We start from the raw sequence: 19,937 nt of genomic DNA on the forward strand, positions 1-19,937 counted from the left end.
ATTACAACATACGGGGTGGCACGGGAGAAAAGCAGGTGCGCAACGAACGGGCGCAACCGACGACGCAAATGAAAAAGCCCGCACGAGGCGGGCTTTCTCATTTTTTGGCGGAGCGGACGGGACTCGAACCCGCGACCCCCGGCGTGACAGGCCGGTATTCTAACCGACTGAACTACCGCTCCTTGGTCTGGCTGAATCAGGAAACTGGTGGGTGCTGAGGGGTTCGAACCCCCGACCTACGCCTTGTAAGGGCGCCGCTCTACCAGCTGAGCTAAGCACCCGTTTCCGATTCGTTCTGGCTGTGATCTGCGTTTCGGCATCAACAACCAGCGAGCCCGCAAGTTTAATTCATCCCCGATCATTTTGCCAAGCCCGTGCGCAAAAAATTTAACGCGCCGCTCAACCCACGATGTCGACGCACATAAAAAACCCGCGGACACGCCGCGGGTTTCGTGAACAACCGTCAGAGACGGCGTTCAGGTTTTCAGTGCTTGACGACTTCCGTCGAGCCGGCATCCTTCGCCGCCTCGCCGACCGGTGCCGCAGCCTTCGCCTCTTCTTCCGGCGGCAGCGGGGTCGGCGTACGTTCGAGCGCGAGCTCGAGCACCTTGTCGATCCAGCGGACCGGCACGACCTCGATCGCGTTCTTCACGTTGTCCGGAATGTCCGCGAGATCCTTCACGTTCTCTTCCGGGATCAGCACGAGCTTGATGCCGCCGCGATGCGCTGCCAGCAGCTTTTCCTTCAGCCCGCCGATCGGCAGCACTTCGCCACGCAGCGTGATCTCTCCCGTCATCGCGACATCGGCACGCACGGGAATCCCCGTCAGCACCGACACCAGCGCGGTCGTCATCGCACCGCCGGCGGACGGACCGTCCTTCGGCGTCGCGCCTTCCGGCACGTGGATGTGGATGTCCTGCTTCTCGAACGCCTCGTCCTTGATACCCAGACGGCGCGAACGCGAGCGCACGACCGAACGTGCGGCCTCGACCGACTCCTTCATCACGTCGCCGAGCGAACCCGTGCGGATCACGTTGCCCTTGCCCGGCATCACCGCGGCTTCGATCGTCAGCAGGTCGCCGCCGACTTCCGTCCACGCGAGGCCCGTCACCTGACCGACCTGGTTTTCCTTCGCCGCGAGGCCGAAGTCGTACTTGCGCACGCCGAGGAACGTATCGAGGTTCTCGCCATCGACCTTGATCGCGCCCGATGCCTTCTTCAGCAACAGCATCTTCACGACCTTGCGGCAGATCTTCGACACTTCCCGCTCGAGCGAACGCACACCGGCTTCGCGCGTGTAGTAGCGGATGATGTCGCGGATCGCCTGCTCGGTGACCTCGATCTCGCCGTCCTTCAGACCGTTGTTCTTCTTCTGCTTCGGCAGCAGGTAGCGCTGCGCGATGCTGACCTTCTCGTCTTCCGTGTAACCCGACAGACGAATCACTTCCATCCGGTCGAGCAGCGGCGGCGGGATGTTCAGCGAGTTCGACGTCGCGACGAACATCACGTCCGACAGGTCGAAGTCGACTTCGATGTAGTGGTCGGCGAACGTGTGGTTCTGTTCCGGATCGAGCACTTCGAGCAGCGCCGACGACGGATCGCCGCGGAAATCCATGCCCATCTTGTCGACTTCGTCGAGCAGGAAGAGCGGATTGCGCACGCCGACCTTCGCCAGGCTTTGCAGGATCTTGCCCGGCATCGAGCCGATGTACGTGCGGCGGTGACCGCGGATCTCGGCTTCGTCACGCACGCCGCCGAGCGCCATCCGGACGAACTTGCGGTTCGTCGCGCGAGCGATCGACTGGCCGAGCGAGGTCTTGCCGACGCCCGGGGGCCCGACGAGGCACAGGATCGGCGCCTTCACCTTGTCCACGCGCTGTTGCACCGCGAGGTACTCGAGGATACGTTCCTTCACCTTCTCGAGGCCGAAGTGATCCTCGTCGAGCACCTGCTCGGCGTTCGACAGATCGTTGTTGACCTTGCTCTTCTTGCGCCACGGCAGGCCGATCAGCGTGTCGATGTAGTTGCGCACGACGGTCGCTTCGGCCGACATCGGCGACATCAGCTTCAGCTTCTTGAGCTCGGCATCGGCCTTCTTCTTCGCTTCCTTCGGCATGCGCGCGGCGTTGATGCGCTTCTCGAGCTCCTCGAGGTCCGCACCCTCTTCACCTTCGCCCAGTTCCTTCTGGATCGCCTTGACCTGCTCGTTCAGGTAGTACTCGCGCTGGCTCTTTTCCATCTGGCGCTTCACGCGCCCGCGGATGCGCTTTTCGACCTGCAGGATGTCGATCTCGGCTTCGAGCTGCGCAAGCAGGTGCTCGAGGCGCTCGATGACCGGGAACATCTCGAGGATGTGCTGTTTCTGGTCGAGCTTAAGCGGCAGACGCTCGGCGATCATGTCCGCGAGGCGACCGGCTTCGTCGATGCCCGACAGCGACGTGAGAATCTCCGGCGGGATCTTCTTGTTCAGCTTCACGTACTGGTCGAACTGCGACACGATCGCACGGCGCAGCGCTTCCGTTTCCGCGCTGTCGGCGTGATCGGGCTCGAGCGGCATTACTTCACAGGAGAACTGCGTCTCCTGCTCTTCGATCGACAACGCCTTCGCACGCTGCAGGCCCTCGACGAGCACCTTCACGGTGCCGTCCGGCAGCTTCAGCATCTGCAGGATGTTGGCGATACAACCGACCTCGTACATGTCCTTTTCGGTCGGTTCGTCCTTGGCCGCGGTTTTCTGGGCGACGAGCATGATGTGCTTGCCGCCTTCCATCGCTGCTTCGAGGGCCTTGATCGATTTCGGCCGGCCCACGAAGAGCGGAATCACCATGTGCGGGAAAACGACGACATCCCGCAGCGGCAGCAGCGGGAGCGTGATGCGTTCCGGCGGGAGAAGTTGGGTGCCTGACATTTCATTTCCCCATGAGTGGAATCAATTGTTCGGTAATTGAGGCCGCCACAACGAATTGCAAGCCTTCAAGTGCGGGAAATATTCGGTAAGAAAGTAACCACCGCGTGTCGAGTCAGAGTTACCCACAAGATAAACGAAAAAAAGCCGCCCACGGAGTCATGAACGGCCTTTTTCGCAGAACATCGTCGGCAAGCCGGTCAGTTCGAACCCGCCACCTTCGGCGTGTCCTCATAGATCAGCAGGGGTTTGCCGTCGCCATCGATGACGTTCTCATCGATGATGACCTTGCTGACCCCTTTCATCGCCGGCAGCTCGTACATCACGTCGAGCAATGCCTGTTCGATGATCGAACGCAAACCGCGCGCGCCGGTCTTGCGGCGGATCGCCTTGCGGGCGACTGCCTGCAGCGCACCCGGCCGGATTTCCAGCTCGACGCGCTCCATCGCGAACAGCTTGTGATACTGCTTGACGAGCGCATTCTTCGGCTCGACGAGAATCTTCATCAGCGCGGCTTCATCGAGCTTGCCGAGCGTCGCGACCACCGGCAGACGGCCGATCAATTCGGGGATCAGACCGAATTTGATCAGGTCTTCCGGTTCCGTTTCGCGCAGCACTTCGCCCGCGTCGCGTTCCTGCTTGCTCTTGACCGTCGCGCCGAAGCCGATGCCCGTCTTTTCGGTACGGTCGGTGATCACCTTCTCGAGACCGTCGAACGCACCGCCGCAGATGAACAGGATGTTGGTCGTGTCGACCTGAATGAAATCCTGGTTCGGGTGCTTGCGGCCGCCCTGCGGCGGCACCGACGCCATCGTGCCCTCGACGAGCTTCAGCAGTGCCTGCTGGACGCCCTCGCCCGACACGTCGCGCGTGATCGACGGGTTGTCCGACTTGCGGCTGATCTTGTCGATTTCGTCGATGTAGACGATCCCGCGCTGGGCCTTGTCGACCTCGTAGTTGCAGTTCTGCAACAGCTTCTGGATGATGTTCTCGACGTCCTCGCCGACGTAGCCGGCTTCGGTCAGCGTCGTCGCATCGGCGATCACGAACGGCACGTTCAGCAACCGCGCGAGCGTCTGCGCGAGCAGCGTCTTGCCGGAGCCCGTCGGGCCGATCAGCAGGATGTTGCTCTTCGACAGCTCGACGTCGTCCTTCTTGTCGAGATGCTTGAGGCGCTTGTAGTGGTTGTACACGGCCACCGCGAGGATCTTCTTCGCGCGCTCCTGGCCGATCACGTACTGATCGAGGATGTCGCGAATTTCCTGCGGGCTCGGCAGATCCGACCGGGACAGGCTGGCCTCGACGCCGGCGGCAGCCGCCTCGTCGCGAATGATCTCGTTGCAGAGGTCGATGCACTCATCGCAGATGAATACCGACGGGCCCGCGATGAGTTTCTTCACCTCATGCTGGCTCTTCCCGCAAAACGAGCAATACAACAGCTTCTCGCTGTTCGAACCTTTTTTGTCCGCCATGAATGTAGAGCCTCCGGACAGGTAAATGACATGATACGCCGAATGCTCCGGACGCCGCGCCTAGGGCGCGACCGGAGCCGGCTGGATGCGCTTGCCGCAGATGCTCAGAGCACTCGGGACGTTGCAGGGGCACCGCGCGAATCGGGGCGGCACCCCACTTAAGCTCACGGGCGCTTCAACAGCACCTGATCGATCAGCCCGTACGCCTTCGCATCTTCGCTCGACATGAAGTTATCACGGTCGGTGTCGCGGGCGATGCGCTCGACGTCCTGCCCCGTATGCTGCGCGAGCAGGTTGTTCAGCCGTTCCTTCAGGTAGAGGATTTCGCGTGCCTGGATCTCGATGTCGGACGCCTGGCCGCGCGCGCCGCCCAGCGGCTGGTGAATCATCACGCGCGAGTTCGGCAGCGCGAAACGCTTGCCCTTCGCGCCCGACGCGAGCAGGAACGCGCCCATGCTGGCCGCGAGGCCCATGCAGAGGGTCGACACGTCCGGCTTGATGAACTGCATCGTGTCGTAAATCGCCATGCCGGCCGACACCGAGCCGCCCGGGCTGTTGATGTAGAGGCTGATGTCCTTGTCGGGATTTTCGCTCTCGAGGAACAGCAGTTGCGCGACCACGAGGTTGGCGGTCTGGTCGTTCACCTCACCGACCATGAACACCAGGCGCTCCTTCAGGAGACGCGAATAGATATCGTACGAACGCTCGCCGCGGCCGCTCGTTTCGACGACGATCGGCACCAGCCCCAGCGCTTGCGCCTCGAAACCCTGCGGCGCGTTCGAAGCAAGCATGTCCAGCAATTCAGCGCGAGTGATCATTCAATGAACCTTGTTCGAATGGAAAATTGAACGGAGGGAAGCCGCCCGCTCAATCGCCATATTAATGGCAACCGTGCGCTTGACGTAAAAACGGCGTGCGGGCCGTCGCTCCGACAGCCGGCACGCCGCTAGAGCGACACTTACGCTTGCGCCGATGCGCTCGCGAGTGCCTCGAAGCTCACTTCCTTGTCCGTCACCTTTGCCTTGCCCAGCACGAAGTCGACGACGTTGCTTTCAACGACGAACGCTTCCATCTCGGCGAGGCGCTGCTGGTTCGAATAATACCAGCGGACCACTTCCTTCGGGTCTTCGTAGCTCTTCGCGAACTCGTCGACTTCCGCGCGGATCTGCTCCGGCTTCGCTTCGAGGCTGTTCGACTTCACCAGCTCGGCCAGCACGAGGCCCAGCTTCACGCGACGCTCTGCCTGCTCGGCGAACATCTCGGCCGGGATCGGTGCGTCCTTCGCGTTCGGCACGCCGCGCTGCGCCAGATCCTGGCGAGCCATTTCGACGAGACGTTGCTGGTCCTGCTCGATCAGCGCCTTCGGCACGTCGAGTTCGGAAATCTTCAGCAGCGCGTCCATCACCTGGTTCTTGACGATGGCTTGCGTGCGACGCTTCGCTTCGCGCTCGAGGTTTTCCTTGATTTCGGCGCGCATCTTCGTCAGGTCGCCGTCTTCGATGCCGAGCGACTTCGCGAATTCGCCGTCGATTTCCGGCATGTGCGGCCACTCGATCTTCTTCATCGTGACCGTGAATTGCGCCGTCTTGCCCGCCACGTCCTTGCCGTGGTAATCGTCCGGGAACTTCAGGTCGAACGTACGCTGTTCGCCCGCCTTCAGGCCCAGCGCCGCCGTTTCGAATTCCGGCAGCATGCGGCCTTCGCCGAGCACGAACGGGAAGTCTTCGGCCGTGCCGCCCTGGAACGCGACGTCGTCGATCTTGCCGACGAAGTCGACCGTCACGCGGTCGCCGTTCTTCGCTGCGGTGTCCGCGCCGCCGTCGCCATGCTCGCCGGCTTCGCCGCGAGCGTGGTAGTGCACGCGCTGCTTGCGCAGGATTTCCAGCGTGCGGTCGATTTCGGCGTCGCCGATCGACGTCGTCGAGCGCTCGACTTCAGCCGTCGCCAGATCGCCGATCTTCACTTCCGGGTAAACCTCGAACGTCGCGTCGAACGCGTATGCGTCCTCAGCCTGCTCCTGCTTCGGCTCGAAGCTCGGCTGGCCGGCGACGCGCAGGTTTTCCGCGCGGCTGATCGTGAAGAATTCCTGGCCGATCTTGTCGCTCAGCACTTCCGCCTCGACCTGACCCGCGTACTGCTGGGCGACCATCTTGAGCGGCACCTTGCCCGGGCGGAAACCCGGCATGCGAACGTTCTTCGCGAGTTTCTGGATACGGGCGTCGATTTCCTTCTGCACGGTGTCCTTCGGCAGGGAAATCGTCACGCGGCGTTCAAGCTTGCCGAGGTTCTCAACAACGTTAGCCATGGCTTCAATCGTCCTAAAATTATTCGAGCGAATCGGGTTTTCCTTGCCGTGCCTGCCTGCGGCGTGAGGTGCATCGCATGCACACGCCGCGCCGGAGCGCCACGCCATCCCTGCACGCGCCGGATGGCTAGCGCAAGCGGCTCGGAGCACGGCTTTGGCCGGAAGAATCGACTATTCTAGCAAACAATTTTCCTCGTACCGCCAGATCGGTACGACAACGATGCCGACCGGCCATGCCGCCCGCTCCCGCGCGCGGCAATGCGCGCGGATCGCCGCTATGCCGAACGGCGTATCCACCGCGGGCCCACCATCCTGTAAGCTCCGAATGAGGATGCGCCGCGATCGCGGCCGCCATTCTTCACACCAATCACGCCTTCCGGAGACACCATGCCGCAACACCCGTCCGCGCCTGTCGTCGTCATCGCGCCCGATTCGTTCAAAGGCTCGCTTTCCGCCGAGCAGGTCGCGGACGCGATCGCCAGCGGCATCCGCCGTGCCCGTCCCGACGCGGTCGTGCGCTGCTGCCCGATGGCCGACGGCGGCGAAGGCACGCTCGACGCGATGCTGGCGGGCGGCGGCACGCGGCGCACGCTGCGGGTGGCCGGCGCATCGCTCGCGGCACGCGACGCGGCGGTCGGCGTGATCGACGCGCGCACCGCGATCGTCGAGACGGCCGAGATCGTCGGGATCACCGACGCGGTCGGCATGAGTGTGCCCGTCGACGCGCGCAGCACGCGCGGCATGGGCGAAGCGATCCGCACGCTGCTCGACGAGGGCGTGCGCCGCTTCTTCGTCGCGCTCGGCGGCAGCAGCACCAACGACGCGGGCGCGGGGTTGCTCGCCGGCCTCGGCCTGCAATGCTTCGACGCGGCCGGCCAGCCGGTCGAACCCGTCCCGGCGCGGCTCGCCGATATCGCGCGGATCGACGCGTCGGGACTCGATCCGCGCCTGAAGGAAGCGGAATTCATCGGCATGTCCGACGTCGACAACCCGCTGACGGGCGCGCACGGCGCGACCGCGGTGTTCGGTCCGCAAAAGGGCGTGACTCCCGAGCAGGTTGCGACCCTCGACGCCGCGCTCGGCCGTTTCGCCGACCTGCTCGAGGCCGCGCTCGACCGGCGAGGCCGTGAGCTGCCCGGCGCCGGCGCCGCGGGCGGCCTCGGATTCGCGCTCCACATGCTGGGCGCACAATTCGAAGCCGGCGCGGAAGTCGTCGCGCGGCAGATCGGGCTCGATGCCGCGCTGGCCGGCGCCGACTGGCTGATCACCGGCGAAGGCCGCTCCGACGTGCAGACGCTGCACGGCAAGGCACCGTTCATCGCCTGCCTTCATGCGCGGGTCGCGGGCGTACCCGCGTCGCTGCTGTCGGGCGCGGTCGACCCGGCCGCGCTGCCGCGCCTGTCCGAGCACTTTTCCGGCTGCTTCTCGCCCGCGCCCGGCCCGATCACGCTCGACGTCGCGATCCGCGACGCGGCGAACCTGCTCGCGAACGAAGCCGAACAGTTGACACGGCTGAAGTACGGCGCACACTGACCGTTGACCCGAGCGCGCGATACAGGAACAATCGGGCCCGCCCTTTTTCTTCAGGATTCGACATGAAAGGCCGCCAAGCCGGGCTCGATCAGTTTCTGACCTATCGCCTCCATGCACTCACGAAGCGATCCGACCGCGGGATCGCCGACGTGTACCGGCACAAGCTGGACATCTCGCTGCCCGAGGCGCGGGTGATCGCCGCCGTCGGCGCCTTCGGTCCGTTTTCGATCATGGATCTCGCTCGCCACACCAACCTCGACAAGAGCCAGGCGAGCCGCGCGGCGGAGGCGCTGCTGCGCCAGGGGCTGCTCCAGCGCAGCGCGAGCGAGGAAGACGGCCGGATCGTACTGATCGCGCTGACCGCCGACGGCCGCGCGCTGCATCGCAAGATCATGCCGATCGTGCGCAAGTGGAATGACGGCTTGCTCGCTTGCCTATCCGACAACGAGCGCCAGACGTTCGAGCGACTGCTCGACAAGGTCGTCGCGAACGCGGTCGAACGCGACGACTGAATCGCAATACGGGTGCCTGCGGACCACCCGAGTCGCGCAACGGCAAGCCCAAGGGCAGCGTGCCCGGCTTCTCTTGCCGTGGCTAACGGACGACTGCCCGGCACTTCTTCATCCTTCTTCTCGTGCCGGCCATCGGCGCGGTCATGCGCCTCCGCTATAGCCCGCTGTTCGCCGCACGCTGGCGCAGCAATCCCAGCACCGCGTCGCAATACGGCGTCGGCACGTCGAGCTTGCGTCCCAGTTCCGGAAACACGCCGAGGATCGGTCCGATTTCGAGTGCTCGCCCGGCCTCGAAATCCTGCAGCATCGATGTCCTGAACGCACCGAGCCTGCGCGTCACGGCAATCCGCTCCGGCCCGCTCATTCCCGTATCGAGACCGAGCTTCGCGCCGATCGCGGCCGCCTCCTCCATCATCCGCAACGCGAGGTCGTGCGTGAACGGATCGTCGAGCAATTGCGAGGCGGTCGAACCCGTCAGCGCGCTCAACGGGTTCATGTTCATGTTGCCCCACAGCTTTGCCCAGATTTCGGTGCGGATCGCCGCGGTCGACTCGACGTCGAAGCCGCCCGCGGCGAGCGCCGCCGCGAATCGCGCGGTCGACGCATCGAGCCGCGGATCGGGCGAGCCAATGATCAGACGGTTGCCGCGACCGCGGCGCACGATACCGGGCGCGTCGGTGCTCGACGACAGGTGCACGACGCAGCCGATCGCCTGCGCGGGCGGCAGCGCCGCCGAAACCGCCCCCGCCGGATCGACCGCATCGAGCGGCACGCCGTCGAGCGGACCCGCGAACCCGTGCGTGAACCACCACGGCAGCCCGTTCATCGCGGCGACGATCACCGTGCCGGGCCCGACCAGCGGCGCGATGCGCGCGGCCAGCGCCGGCAATGCCTGCGCTTTGAGCGCGATCACGACGTAGTCCTGCACGCCGAGCGCGGCCGCGTCGTCGCTCGCACGCACCGGGACCGACGACTCGGCGCCCGCTTCGTCGATCACGCGCACGCCGTGCGCGTTCAGGGCATCGAGAGTCGCGCCGCGCGCGAATGCGCTCGCCGTCATGCCAGCCCGCGACAGCGCGGCCGCGAGCAACCCGCCGATCGCGCCGACACCGACCACCGCCGCGCGCACCGACCCTGAATTCGTGTCGTTCATGATGGAAATCCGTCTACCGGGAGCTGACGAGCATAGCGCCAGATGGTTGTGGATACAACCATTCATGCAAGCATCTGCGTGACCGTGTTCGCATGAGCGATTCAGCGCGGCGCGATGCCCGCCTCCACTGGCTCGTCGTCGGTCGAGCCGCCCGTCGCGCCGAGCACGCCGGCGATCTGGCTCTTGTCGTGCATGCCGAGCTTGCGATACGCGCAGCGCAGATAGTGACGCACGGTCGTCGGCGAAATCGCCATCTGCTGCGCGACCTCCTTGTGCGAACGCCCGGCACCGTAATAGCGGATCGCCGCCAGCTCGCGCGGGCTCAGCCGGTCGAGCAGCGAGCGCGGCCGCGCCTCGATCTGGAACAGTCCCGCGACGGGCACGCACTGGATGCGCAGCGCGTCGCCGATGTACGGCTGGCCCGACTGGCGCCGCACATGCGCGACCAGCGGCTCCGGCACGCGCGGGCCCGTCCACGCCGGCCATTCAGTCCGCAGCACGTCGTCGAAGCCGTGGTCAGCGTGATGCAGCACGCCGAAGTTGTCGCACAGCGCGCGGGCCGCCGGCGCCACCGCATCGGCACGCTCGCGCGTGAGCTGTGCCGCGCGGTTGATCGTCAGCGCGGCCGCCAGATGCGGAATCACTTCCTCGAAGCGGCTCGCGTCGTCGTCGCTGAACGGACGGTTCAGGCCCTGGCGGTAGATCGACATGAACGTCGTCAACCCGAAGCGGCGATCGAGCGTACACACGCACATCAGTTGCGCCAGCCCGTACTTCACGCACCAGTCGCGAAACCGCGCGTCGAACCCGGGCTCGACGACCGACAAGCGCACCGCGCGACCATGCGCGCCGAGCAGCGTGCGCTGCGCGAGCGGATCGCAGTCGCGCACGCGTTTCCAGTCGCTGAAGAACGCGTGCGGAAGACGGTACAGGAAACTGTTGTGCATCACCGGGCCGGTCGGCACGTGCGTCGCGACGCCGGTCCACGCGGCGTCGAACGGGATGAGCCCCTGCAGCAGCGAAAAGAAGCGGCACTCGAATTCGCCGATGCTCGACTGCGCGGCGAGCGCGTACAGGTCGAGCAGCATCAGGCCGAGTTCGCGTCGCGCCGCGTCGCCGCGCGTCACGCCGTCGAAATCGGCGCGGCGCGACGGCAGCGGCGGCCATGCGGATTCGTCGAGCACGATCGCGGCCGGCACGTCGCGCAGCGCATCGGGATCCTGCCTGATATCCGTGGTGATCCTCACCTTTCCGCTCCCCTGCCCGATCGGGCCGCTGATGCGCGCAACGCAGACCGGCCGATTATAGCGACCGGCATTTTTGGCGGGCTCCGCCGCCGGAACACGCGGCAACCCCATCCATTTGAACGGTGCGCCGCCCGTTGCTGCTGCGCAGCACGCCGCGCCGCGGTGTCGCGGTCCGTCCATCCCGTGCACCGCGGGTTTTCCTCACCGTTCATCTGCACGACTGTTCAGCGATTTTCCCGCTGCCGACACTGCGTCGCGACGACACCAACGACAAACGATGCAGGACGGTATGGAGAACCCCACGTGACGACATTCCACTTCATCCGCACGGCGACCGCCGCGGCGCTCGCCGCGTGCAGCCTCGCCACGCACGCGCAATCGACCCTCACGCTGTACGGCGCGCTCGACGCCGGCGTGCAGTACCTGACGCATGCCGACGGACGGCACGCGGCCGTGCAGTTGCAGAACTACGGCATCCTGCCGTCGCAGGTCGGGCTCAAGGGCACCGAGGATCTTGGCGGCGGCTGGCGCGCGCTGTTCAAGCTCGAACAAGGCCTCAACATCAACGACGGCACCTCGACCGTGCCCGGCTACGCGTTCTTCCGCGGCGCGTATGTCGGCATCGCGGGGCCCGTCGGCACCGTGACGCTCGGCCGTCAGTTCAGCGTGCTGTTCGACAAGACACTGTTCTACGACCCGCTGTGGTACGCGTCGTACAGCGGCCAGGGCGTGCTCGTGCCGATGAACGCGAACTTCATCGACCACTCGATCAAGTACCAGTCTCCGACGTTCGCCGGCTTCGATGTCGAGGCCCTCGCCGCGACCGCCGGCGTCGCGGGCAACACGCGCGCCGGACGCGTGCTCGAGCTCGGCGGTCAGTACGCCAGCAACGGACTGTCGGTCAGCGCGGTGCTGCATCAGGCGCACGGCGACGCGTCAGCCGCGGAGGACGCGTCCGCGCGCCGCCGCGAACTCGGCACGCTCGCCGCGCGTTACGCGTTCGCGACGCTGCCGCTCACCGTCTACGCGGGCGTCGAACGCCTGACCGGCGACCTCGATGCGGCGCGCACGATCGTCTGGGGCGGCGCCCGTTATCTGACGCCGGGCGGCATCGGGCTGAACGCGGGCGTCTACCACACCGATTCGCACACGCCGGCGATCGGCCACCCGACGCTCTTCATCGCCAGCACCACCTACGCGCTGTCGAAACGCACCGTCGCCTACGTGAACCTCGGTTATGCGCGCAACAGCGGCCAGAGTTCGCAGACGGTCTACGAATACGACCCGACACCGCTCGCCGGCGCATCGCAGTTCGGCGCGATGGTCGGCATGTATCACCTGTTCTGATTCCGTCCAGCGAGATCCCGCCATGAAAACCCTTTGCTCCGATGCCGCGCCGTCGTCCGACGGCCGCGCGGCGCCTTTCGCGCGCTCGACGCTCGTCGCGCTCGTCGTGTTCGCGGCCATCACGCCGCTGCTGCTGCTCGTCGCGCCGGCCGTCGCCGGTCAACTGGCGACGCAGCTCGGGCTGTCCGCGTCGCAGATCGGCACCTACTTCTTCGTCGAACTCGGCGCGTTCAGCCTCGCGACCGTGCCGTCGTACCTGTGGCTCGGCCGCATCGATGCGCGCCGCGTCGCCGCGTGCGCGATCGCGCTGTTCGGCGCGGGCAATCTCCTGACCGCGTTGTGGATGCCCGGCTTCGTCGCGCTGCTCGCGCTGCGAGCCGTCACGGCGCTCGGCGGCGGCTCGCTGATGGTGCTCTGCATGACCAGCGCGGCCACGAGCGAGAACAGCGATCGCGTGTACGGGCTGTGGGTCGTCGGCCAGTTGGTCGCCGGTGCGGTTGGCCTGTTCGTGCTGCCGCACGTGTTCGCCGCGTTCGGGCTGCGCGCGCTGTACGTCGCGCTCGCCGCGCTCGCGCTGCTTGCCGCGCCGTTGTCACGCGGCTTTCCGGCGACGCTCGGTGCGCGGACCGCGTCGGCCCGGACCGCGCACGGCGCCGCGACGAATGCACCACAGCTCTTCGTCGCGCTCGCGATCGGCGCGGTACTGAGCTTCTATCTCGCGATCGGCAGCGTGTGGACGTTCGCGAGCCGCGCGGCGGCGGAAGCCGGACTCGACCCGCAATCGACCGGCAACGTGCTCGCGATCGCGAGCGTGATGGGGATTGCCGGCGCGGCGCTCGCATCGTGCGCGGGCGGCCGGCTGGCGCGACGCACGATGCTGGCCGCCGGTTACGCGCTGCTCGCGGCGTCGCTCGTCGCCCTCGCCGCGCTGCCGCATGCGAGCGGCTACGGCGCCGCGATCTTCGCGTTCAAGTTTGCGTGGACGTTCGTACTGCCGTTCATTCTCGCGACCGTCGCTCAGATCGATACGTCCGGACGCCTCGTCGCGACGCTCAATTTCGTGATCGGCGCGGGCCTCGCGGCCGGCCCGCTCCTCGCCGGGCTGTTGCTCGATGCCGGCGGCACGATGCACGCGCTGTTCGCGGCCGCGACGGCCGTCGCGATCGCGTCGTTTGCCGCGCTGCGCCATATCGATCGGCGCGCGCGGTCTTCCATCACTTCCGCTTCTTCCCAACCGTGACAGGTCAACGCATCCATGAATCGCACTGCCTTCTTCACCGACGAACGCACCTTCTGGCACACCGGCGGCACGCACGCGCTGTTCTTCCCGGTCGGCGGCTGGGTCCAGCCGCCGTCGAGCGCAGGCTACGCGGAATCACCCGATTCGAAGCGCCGCCTCCTGTCGCTCGTGCAGGCGTCGGGCCTGGCCGATCACCTCGACATGCGCGGTGCCGCACCGGCCACCACCGGCGATCTGCTGCGCATCCACCCGGCGAGCTATCTCGATGCGTTCCGCGCGCTCAGCGATGCGAACGGCGGCGACCTCGGCGATCTCGCGCCGTTCGGCAAGGGTAGCTACGAGATCGCCGCGCTGTCCGCGGGTCTCGCGATCGCGGCGGTCGACGCCGTCGTCGCCGAGCGCGCGGCGAACGCGTTTTCGCTGTCGCGGCCGCCCGGCCATCACTGCCTGCGCGATCGCCCGATGGGCTTCTGCCTGCTCGCGAACATCCCGATCGCGATCGAGGCCGCACGCGCGAAGCATGGCATCGACCGCGTCGCGGTGATCGACTGGGACGTGCATCACGGCAACGGCACGCAATCGATCTACTACGACGATCCGGACACGCTGACGATCTCGCTGCATCAGGACCGCTGCTTTCCGCCCGGCTACAGCGGCGGCGACGAGCGCGGCGCAGGCGCGGGCATCGGTGCGAACCTGAACGTGCCGTTGCTCGCGGGCAGCGGCGACGACGCGTATCGCCACGCGTTCGAGCGGATCGTGCTGCCGGCGCTGGAGCGGTTCCGGCCGGAATTGATCATCGTCGCGAGCGGCCTCGATGCGAACGCGGTCGATCCGCTCGCGCGCATGCAATTGCATACGGACAGTTACCGGTACATGACGCGCGCGGTAAAGGAGGCGGCGCAACGCCATTGCGGCGGACGGCTCGTGATCGTCCACGAGGGCGGCTATTCGGAAGCGTACGTGCCGTTCTGCGGACTCGCGATCGTCGAGGAACTGGCCGGTATCCGAACCGATGTCGCCGATCCGATGCTGGATCTCGCGATCGCGCAGCAGCCGGGCGAGCGGTTCGTCGCGTTCCAGCGCGAACTGCTCGACGAACTGGCCGTGTCGTTCGGCTTGTAACGCGCGCTCACCAACGATGCGGAGCCGGCCCTTGCGCGATCGGTGCGGATGGGGTTTCCTGTGCCTTTACACCTGCCAGGTCCGGCCCCCTCTTCAGATGAAATCGTCTCCGCGCGACCCCGACACCAACGACAAAGCGCGCCGCCAGCCTTCGAAGCTCGCACTGAATATCGCCGCCGTGCTGGTCGGGCTCATCACGTTCGCGATCGGCGCGGCGTGGTTGATCTATAGCTGGATCGTCGATCGCGAAGCGCAGTATTTCGCGATTCCGCTGGTGTTCTCGGTGCCGGTGATCGTGGCGGTCGCGGTGCGGAGTTTCTGGGACTAGGCACGCTTGAAACGACGAAGCGCCGCGGTCGGTGGACGCGCGGCGCTTCTTTTTCAGGTCCAGTACAGGTATCTGCGGCGAGCAGCAAGCCTCTCCATTCGGATTGGAACCGTTCATAAGCCCGCGCGTGCACTCCGCGCGGAACCGCACCAACAAAAAAGCGCTGCCGGTCAGCCAACCGGCAGCGCTTTTTTGGAACGGCCCTTGGCGGGGTACGTTCGACTTCGTGGTGCGTGAGGCCGGACTCGAACCGGCACACCCTTGCGGGCGTCAGGACCTAAACCTGGTGCGTCTACCAATTTCGCCACTCACGCGGATTTCTGTCACCTAACCACATGGCACGCAAGATGCGTTCTCCACGCGCCCGGGGCTTCATGCCGAACCGAAAACCGGCACACCCGATCAGGCGAGCGCGAGATTCTACCCGATCTGCGCAGCATTGTCTCGCCCCACCGGCGCCCGTCGAAGAGCGGTGCTAGAATGCCGCGCTCGACGTGCCGGCCATGCGCCGGCGCGCGTCCCCGAACCCGCCTCCGCCACGATCCCACCCGTGAACTTCGACGACTACTGTCAGCAAAAGGCCGCCCCCGCAGGCTCCAGCGTCTACTACGCGCTGCGCCAGGCGCCGCTCGCCGCCGAACCGCGGCTGACGGCCCTGTTCGCGCTGCGCCGCGAACTCGAGGAAACCGTCAAGGAAACCAGCGATCCGACCGTCGGACACACGAAGCTCGCGTGGTGGCACAAGGAACTCGCGGCGCTCGCCGCCGGCGAACCGTCGCATCCGGTCACGAAGGCGCTCGCGCAACACCACCCGGCGATCAAGGCCGAATCCGATGCGCTGCGCACGCTCGTCAACGGTTACGGGATGGATCTCGAACAGGCACGTTATCTGGATTTCGCGAACCTGCAACGCTACATCGCGCAGGTCGGCGGCACCTTCGCGTCGCTGGTCGCGCGCGCAAGTGCCGCGAATCCGGCCGACCCGCAACCTTGGGCCGCGGATGCCGGCCGCGCGCTGATGCTCGCGCAATTCGTGCAGGAACTCGGCAACGACGCGCGGCACGGCCGCATCTATCTGCCGATCGACGAACTGCAACGCTACAACGTGACCGCTGCCGACCTGCTGAACCGCCGCTACAGCCCGGCTTTCACCGCGCTGCTGCAGTTTCAGACGGGCCGCGCACGCGAAGCGCTGGCCGCCGCCGACGCAGCGGTTCCCGCATCCGAGCGCCGCGCGCAACGCACATTGCGCGCGCAGATTGCACTGGCCGGTGCGCTGCTCGACGAAATCGAGCGCGACGGCTACCAGGTGCTGCACCAGCGCATCGCCCTGACACCGATCCGCAAGCTGTGGATCGCGTGGCGCGCGGCGCGCCGCCGCTGACCCGCGCCGTCACCCTCCCCGGCATCACACCTTCAGCAGCGGCAGCGTATCGAAGCGCTGCTGCAGCACGTGCGTCGCATCGAGCCCCCACCACGGCCCGAGCACGGTCGCATACAGCTGGCGGAAATCGACCGCGACCGGCAGGTTGCCGTTGCCGTCGAGATGTCCGAGTGCCGGCGCCGCGCCGTACAACCCGCCCGCCACGCGCCCGCCCATCACGAAATGCGGCGCGGCGGTGCCGTGATCGGTGCCGTTGCTCTGGTTCTCGCGCACGCGCCGCCCGAATTCCGCATACGTCATCACGAGCGTCTGGTTCCAGCGTCCGAGTTCGATCAACGCGCCGCGCATCGCACTCATCCCTTCCGCGAACTGCTTGAGCAGCGCAGCCTGCTGCCCCGGCTGGTTCTGGTGCGTATCGAAACCGTTGAGCGTGAGCCGCAACACCGCGACGCCGTCCTGCGCGCCGGGCCCCGACGCCTCGCATGCCGCGAGCACCTGCATCGCGGTCTTCACAGACGTACCGAACGTACCGGCCGGAAAGGCGGTCCTGAACTCGCGCATGCCGCCGCGCGGGCGCAGCCGGTCGGCCGCCTTCACGATGTCGTTCTCGACGTCGATGATGTGCGCGAGCGCCGGGTTCCGCTCGCGCAGCGACGACGGTTCGGCCAACCGCGCCGCGCGGATGAACTGCGCCGGATTGACGAGCGCGATCGCGCGCGCGCCGTTCGCGAGCGGCCCCATCTCCGCGCTGCCGAGCACGACGCCGTCGGCCGCGAAGCCGGGCGGCACCGGCGCCTGCGCGAACGTGCGCGTGAGCCAGCCTTCGTGCAGGTACTGGTCGGAGCGCGACGCGGTATCCCAGATCTCTATCGAGCGGAAATGCGACAGGTTCGGCTGCGGATAGCCGACGCCCTGCACGACCGCGACCTGCCCGTCGCGCCACAGCGGCATCAACGGCGCGAGCGACGGGTGCAGCCCCGTATGCGCATCGAGCTGCAGCACCTGATCGCGCTTGATGCCGATGCTTCGGCGAAACTGGTAGTAGAGCGGATCGGCATACGGCACCACGGTGTTGAGGCCGTCGTTGCCGCCCTTCAGCTCGACGAGGATCAGCACGTTCGCATAGCCGGCCGCCGGCTGCCGCCCCGCCGCGGCCTTCGATGTCGCCGCCTGCGCGGGCGGCTGCCACAACGACACGCCCGCTGCGGCCGCGGCGCCCGTCAGCGTCAGAAAATCACGTCGGTTCATCGTGCATCCTTCGGTTCGCCGCGCGGCATGGCCACCGGGGCAGCGCGCCTGGTCATCGTCGTTTCGGTCATTTCAGTTGATAGGCCGGATCCATCAGCAGCGCCTCGAGATACGCGCCGCCGGTCGAGTCCGTATCGATGGCCGCGACCGGCGACACCGGCAGCACCGCGTGCTGCAGTTGAAGCTCGGTCGACAATCCGGCAATCGCCTGCGGCCGCGCACGATACTGCGCAAGCCAGCGTTCGAGGTCGAATCGCAGGCCGCCGCGCGCGGGCCGGGCCGGCGCGCCACGCATGCCGGCAACCGACGCGGCGTCGGCAACCGGTATCGTGTGCGCATTATTCGGCGACGGTGCCGCCATTGCATGCGCCGGCGCCCGCATGCCGGCGGTCTCGGTCGCGCGGAACAACTGCTCGACGAACTGCTTGCGCGCAAGCAGCGTCGTGCTGTTGATCCACATCGCGCCGCCCGGCCAGCCCTTCACGTTCGGCGGATAGAACAGGTTCTGCCCGAGCGTGCGCACGGTGTTCGCGAGCATCTGCGGATCGCCGTACGCGACGTCGAACAACCGCACCGATCCGACGACGAACTCGGCCGGCGACTTCACGAGCACGCCGCGATTGCGCGGATCCCAGAATTCGTCGGTCGACCAAAGGGCGGCGAGCGCCGCGCGTATGTCGTAGCCGCTCGCGCGAAACCGTTCGGCGACGATATCGAGCGCGCCGGCGTCGGGCGTATCGGATACGAACTCGCGCCACAGCTTGCCGGCGATGAAGCGTGCGGTGTCGGGCCGCTTCAACAGGATGTCGAGAAAGCCGTCGCCGTCGAACGCACCGGTCTCGCCGAGTATCGTCTTGTCGCCCGCGTCGTGCCATTCGGGCCGCACCACGAAGCGCAGCGTATCGGGATCGACGCTCCAGCCGGTCATCGCGCGCGCGGCCTCGGTGACGTCGTGCTGCGTGTAATGCCCTTCGCCGAGCGTAAACAGCTCCATCACCTCGCGCGCGAAGTTCTCGTTCGGACGGCCCTTGCGGTTGCTCGCGCCGTCGAGATACTGAAGCATCGCCGGATCCTTCGCGACCGCATGCAGGAGCGTGCCGAAGTTGCCGAGCGCCTCGCGGCGAAACAGCGCATTCTGTGCGGCCATCGTCTGCGGATACGGGACCTTGTCCTGCCCGGACGTGAAATGCCCGTGCCAGAACAGCGTCATGCGCTCGGTGAGCGGCGACGGCGTCACGACCATTTCGTTGACCCACGCCGCACGCAACGCGTCGTAGCGGCGATTGCGTTCGCCCTGCTCGTCGCGCCGCATGTCGGGCGTCAGCGCCTGTCGCTGCGCGCGGGTCGGCGGCAACTCGACGAGCCAGTCGGGCCAGGGCGTCACGGGGTCGCGACGCACGTTGCCGAGCGTGTCGGCCACGACTTGCGCGCGCGTCATCCCGACGATGCGGGCGACCTCGGCCGGTGCGGGAGAAAAGCCGGTGCGGCTCAGGAAGAACAGCGCATCGTCGGCGTCGAGCGGCGCCTGCATCGCGGGCGATGCCGGGGCGGCAGCGTTCGCTTTCATCGTCGTGGACTCCCGGAACGCACCGGCGGTGCGGATGCCGGTACAACGGCAGCAGGCATCCGAAAGTTGACGGAAAAATTGCTACGGAATCTTTCCGCGCGGCGCGTGGGCGCGTGCGGATCAGCGCTTGTACAGCTCGCGAACGGCGTCCTCGATGTGCTGGCGCAACAGGTGGCGCTCCTCGGGCGTCATGTGCCCGTCGCGGCGGCGCTGTTCGAGATCGGGAGGCACGGCGGAACGGACCGCCATGTCGGCGGTGCGGTCGGGCTGCGGCGCTTTGCCGCGCGGCAGCTTGCGCGACGGGGCGCCCTGCTCGGGGCGCTGCGCATACGCGAAGTTCGACGCATATGGACCGGCAAGTGCGATCGTCAGCATCAGTGCAATCCGGGCAGATCGCATGACCGTCCTCGCTTCTTTGGTCGATTTGTTCCCTTCGTCACGCGGCAACCGGTTACCTCTGGTACTTGAAAAACCCTGCGGAATTCGGGCGTACAAAGATGAAAGATGGAGTGCAGGGGAGTATCTACCGAATTTCGGCTTCGAGTAAAGGAATCTCTATAGCCTGCCTTTA

Annotated in this window: 16 protein-coding genes and 3 tRNA genes; 7 read left to right on the forward strand and 12 right to left on the reverse strand. The window is 66.4% G+C overall.

Features of this window, described 5'->3' with window-relative positions:
• Window positions 1-105: 105 nt before the first annotated feature.
• From WS45_RS05150 to tig, 6 genes are all read right to left on the reverse strand, one after another.
• Window positions 106-182, reverse strand: a tRNA-Asp gene (locus WS45_RS05150).
• A gap of 23 nt (window positions 183-205) precedes the next feature.
• Window positions 206-281, reverse strand: a tRNA-Val gene (locus WS45_RS05155).
• A 203-nt stretch (window positions 282-484) separates the two neighbouring features.
• On the reverse strand, window positions 485-2,908 hold the full coding sequence (gene lon / locus WS45_RS05160) for an endopeptidase La (RefSeq protein ID WP_059698573.1): 2,424 nt from the start codon (window positions 2,906-2,908) through the stop codon (window positions 485-487).
• 197 nt (window positions 2,909-3,105) lie between these two features.
• The gene (clpX, locus tag WS45_RS05165) at window positions 3,106-4,377 is read right to left on the reverse strand and encodes an ATP-dependent Clp protease ATP-binding subunit ClpX (RefSeq protein ID WP_006754177.1); all 1,272 of its coding nucleotides are present in this window, start codon (window positions 4,375-4,377) and stop codon (window positions 3,106-3,108) included.
• A 164-nt stretch (window positions 4,378-4,541) separates the two neighbouring features.
• The gene (gene clpP / locus WS45_RS05170; protein ID WP_006496351.1) at window positions 4,542-5,195 is read right to left on the reverse strand and encodes an ATP-dependent Clp endopeptidase proteolytic subunit ClpP; all 654 of its coding nucleotides are present in this window, start codon (window positions 5,193-5,195) and stop codon (window positions 4,542-4,544) included.
• 140 nt (window positions 5,196-5,335) lie between these two features.
• Window positions 5,336-6,682, reverse strand: coding sequence for a trigger factor (gene tig, locus WS45_RS05175; RefSeq protein ID WP_059529684.1), 1,347 nt, complete (start codon window positions 6,680-6,682; stop codon window positions 5,336-5,338).
• 387 nt (window positions 6,683-7,069) lie between these two features.
• Between tig and WS45_RS05180 the strand changes: the two genes are divergently transcribed.
• The gene (locus WS45_RS05180) at window positions 7,070-8,215 is read left to right on the forward strand and encodes a glycerate kinase (RefSeq protein WP_059698574.1); all 1,146 of its coding nucleotides are present in this window, start codon (window positions 7,070-7,072) and stop codon (window positions 8,213-8,215) included.
• A gap of 62 nt (window positions 8,216-8,277) precedes the next feature.
• Window positions 8,278-8,727 carry a MarR family winged helix-turn-helix transcriptional regulator gene (locus WS45_RS05185; protein ID WP_059698575.1) on the forward strand — a complete coding sequence of 150 codons (450 nt, stop codon included), beginning with the start codon at window positions 8,278-8,280 and terminating at the stop codon, window positions 8,725-8,727.
• A 154-nt stretch (window positions 8,728-8,881) separates the two neighbouring features.
• Here the strand turns inward: WS45_RS05185 and WS45_RS05190 are convergent, their stop codons facing one another.
• Both WS45_RS05190 and WS45_RS05195 read right to left on the reverse strand, forming a co-directional pair.
• Window positions 8,882-9,880: a 2-dehydropantoate 2-reductase gene (locus WS45_RS05190; RefSeq protein WP_059698576.1), complete on the reverse strand. Its 999-nt coding sequence runs from the start codon at window positions 9,878-9,880 to the stop codon at window positions 8,882-8,884.
• Between the two features lie 101 nt (window positions 9,881-9,981).
• Complete coding sequence (locus WS45_RS05195; RefSeq protein WP_059693370.1) at window positions 9,982-11,127, reverse strand: helix-turn-helix transcriptional regulator; 1,146 nt, start codon at window positions 11,125-11,127, stop codon at window positions 9,982-9,984.
• Window positions 11,128-11,430: 303 nt separating this feature from the next.
• On the opposite strand from WS45_RS05195, the gene WS45_RS05200 reads away from it, so the two are divergent.
• The 4 genes from WS45_RS05200 to WS45_RS05215 all read left to right on the forward strand — a co-directional run bounded on the left by WS45_RS05200 (window position 11,431) and on the right by WS45_RS05215 (window position 15,167).
• Window positions 11,431-12,474, forward strand: a complete 1,044-nt coding sequence (locus WS45_RS05200; protein ID WP_059698577.1) for a porin — start codon at window positions 11,431-11,433, stop codon at window positions 12,472-12,474.
• Window positions 12,475-12,496: 22 nt separating this feature from the next.
• Window positions 12,497-13,714, forward strand: coding sequence for an MFS transporter (locus tag WS45_RS05205; RefSeq protein WP_059698580.1), 1,218 nt, complete (start codon window positions 12,497-12,499; stop codon window positions 13,712-13,714).
• A 15-nt stretch (window positions 13,715-13,729) separates the two neighbouring features.
• Window positions 13,730-14,839: a class II histone deacetylase gene (locus tag WS45_RS05210; protein WP_059698582.1), complete on the forward strand. Its 1,110-nt coding sequence runs from the start codon at window positions 13,730-13,732 to the stop codon at window positions 14,837-14,839.
• A 97-nt stretch (window positions 14,840-14,936) separates the two neighbouring features.
• The gene (locus WS45_RS05215; protein ID WP_059698584.1) at window positions 14,937-15,167 is read left to right on the forward strand and encodes a hypothetical protein; all 231 of its coding nucleotides are present in this window, start codon (window positions 14,937-14,939) and stop codon (window positions 15,165-15,167) included.
• A 227-nt stretch (window positions 15,168-15,394) separates the two neighbouring features.
• Here WS45_RS05215 and WS45_RS05220 read toward each other — a convergent pair.
• Window positions 15,395-15,481 (reverse strand) — tRNA-Leu (locus WS45_RS05220).
• Between the two features lie 236 nt (window positions 15,482-15,717).
• Here WS45_RS05220 and hpnD point away from each other — a divergent pair.
• Window positions 15,718-16,551: a presqualene diphosphate synthase HpnD gene (hpnD, locus tag WS45_RS05225; RefSeq protein ID WP_059698586.1), complete on the forward strand. Its 834-nt coding sequence runs from the start codon at window positions 15,718-15,720 to the stop codon at window positions 16,549-16,551.
• 24 nt (window positions 16,552-16,575) lie between these two features.
• Here hpnD and WS45_RS05230 read toward each other — a convergent pair whose 3' ends face one another.
• The 3 genes from WS45_RS05230 to WS45_RS05240 all read right to left on the reverse strand — a co-directional run bounded on the left by WS45_RS05230 (window position 16,576) and on the right by WS45_RS05240 (window position 19,765).
• A complete protein-coding gene (locus WS45_RS05230; RefSeq protein WP_059698588.1) occupies window positions 16,576-17,799 on the reverse strand; it encodes a DUF1501 domain-containing protein in 1,224 nt (407 codons plus the stop codon).
• Window positions 17,800-17,866: 67 nt separating this feature from the next.
• The gene (locus WS45_RS05235; RefSeq protein ID WP_059698590.1) at window positions 17,867-19,366 is read right to left on the reverse strand and encodes a DUF1800 domain-containing protein; all 1,500 of its coding nucleotides are present in this window, start codon (window positions 19,364-19,366) and stop codon (window positions 17,867-17,869) included.
• A 120-nt stretch (window positions 19,367-19,486) separates the two neighbouring features.
• Window positions 19,487-19,765: a hypothetical protein gene (locus WS45_RS05240; RefSeq protein WP_059693486.1), complete on the reverse strand. Its 279-nt coding sequence runs from the start codon at window positions 19,763-19,765 to the stop codon at window positions 19,487-19,489.
• Window positions 19,766-19,937 lie beyond the last annotated feature (172 nt).

The organism is Burkholderia sp. RF2-non_BP3 (genome assembly GCF_001522185.1).
Lineage (GTDB): Bacteria > Pseudomonadota > Gammaproteobacteria > Burkholderiales > Burkholderiaceae > Burkholderia > Burkholderia diffusa.

Bases quoted from the DNA above. Each gene is read 5' to 3' on its own strand.
- lon (WP_059698573.1), bottom strand. From the start codon at position 2,908: ATGTCAGGCACCCAACTTCTCCCGCCGGAACGCATCACGCTCCCGCTG.
- clpX (WP_006754177.1), bottom strand. From the start codon at position 4,377: ATGGCGGACAAAAAAGGTTCGAACAGCGAGAAGCTGTTGTATTGCTCG.
- clpP (WP_006496351.1), bottom strand. From the start codon at position 5,195: ATGATCACTCGCGCTGAATTGCTGGACATGCTTGCTTCGAACGCGCCG.
- tig (WP_059529684.1), bottom strand. From the start codon at position 6,682: ATGGCTAACGTTGTTGAGAACCTCGGCAAGCTTGAACGCCGCGTGACG.
- WS45_RS05180 (WP_059698574.1), top strand. From the start codon at position 7,070: ATGCCGCAACACCCGTCCGCGCCTGTCGTCGTCATCGCGCCCGATTCG.
- WS45_RS05185 (WP_059698575.1), top strand. From the start codon at position 8,278: ATGAAAGGCCGCCAAGCCGGGCTCGATCAGTTTCTGACCTATCGCCTC.
- WS45_RS05190 (WP_059698576.1), bottom strand. From the start codon at position 9,880: ATGAACGACACGAATTCAGGGTCGGTGCGCGCGGCGGTGGTCGGTGTC.
- WS45_RS05205 (WP_059698580.1), top strand. From the start codon at position 12,497: ATGAAAACCCTTTGCTCCGATGCCGCGCCGTCGTCCGACGGCCGCGCG.
- WS45_RS05210 (WP_059698582.1), top strand. From the start codon at position 13,730: ATGAATCGCACTGCCTTCTTCACCGACGAACGCACCTTCTGGCACACC.
- WS45_RS05215 (WP_059698584.1), top strand. From the start codon at position 14,937: ATGAAATCGTCTCCGCGCGACCCCGACACCAACGACAAAGCGCGCCGC.
- WS45_RS05230 (WP_059698588.1), bottom strand. From the start codon at position 17,799: ATGAACCGACGTGATTTTCTGACGCTGACGGGCGCCGCGGCCGCAGCG.
- WS45_RS05235 (WP_059698590.1), bottom strand. From the start codon at position 19,366: ATGAAAGCGAACGCTGCCGCCCCGGCATCGCCCGCGATGCAGGCGCCG.
- WS45_RS05240 (WP_059693486.1), bottom strand. From the start codon at position 19,765: ATGCGATCTGCCCGGATTGCACTGATGCTGACGATCGCACTTGCCGGT.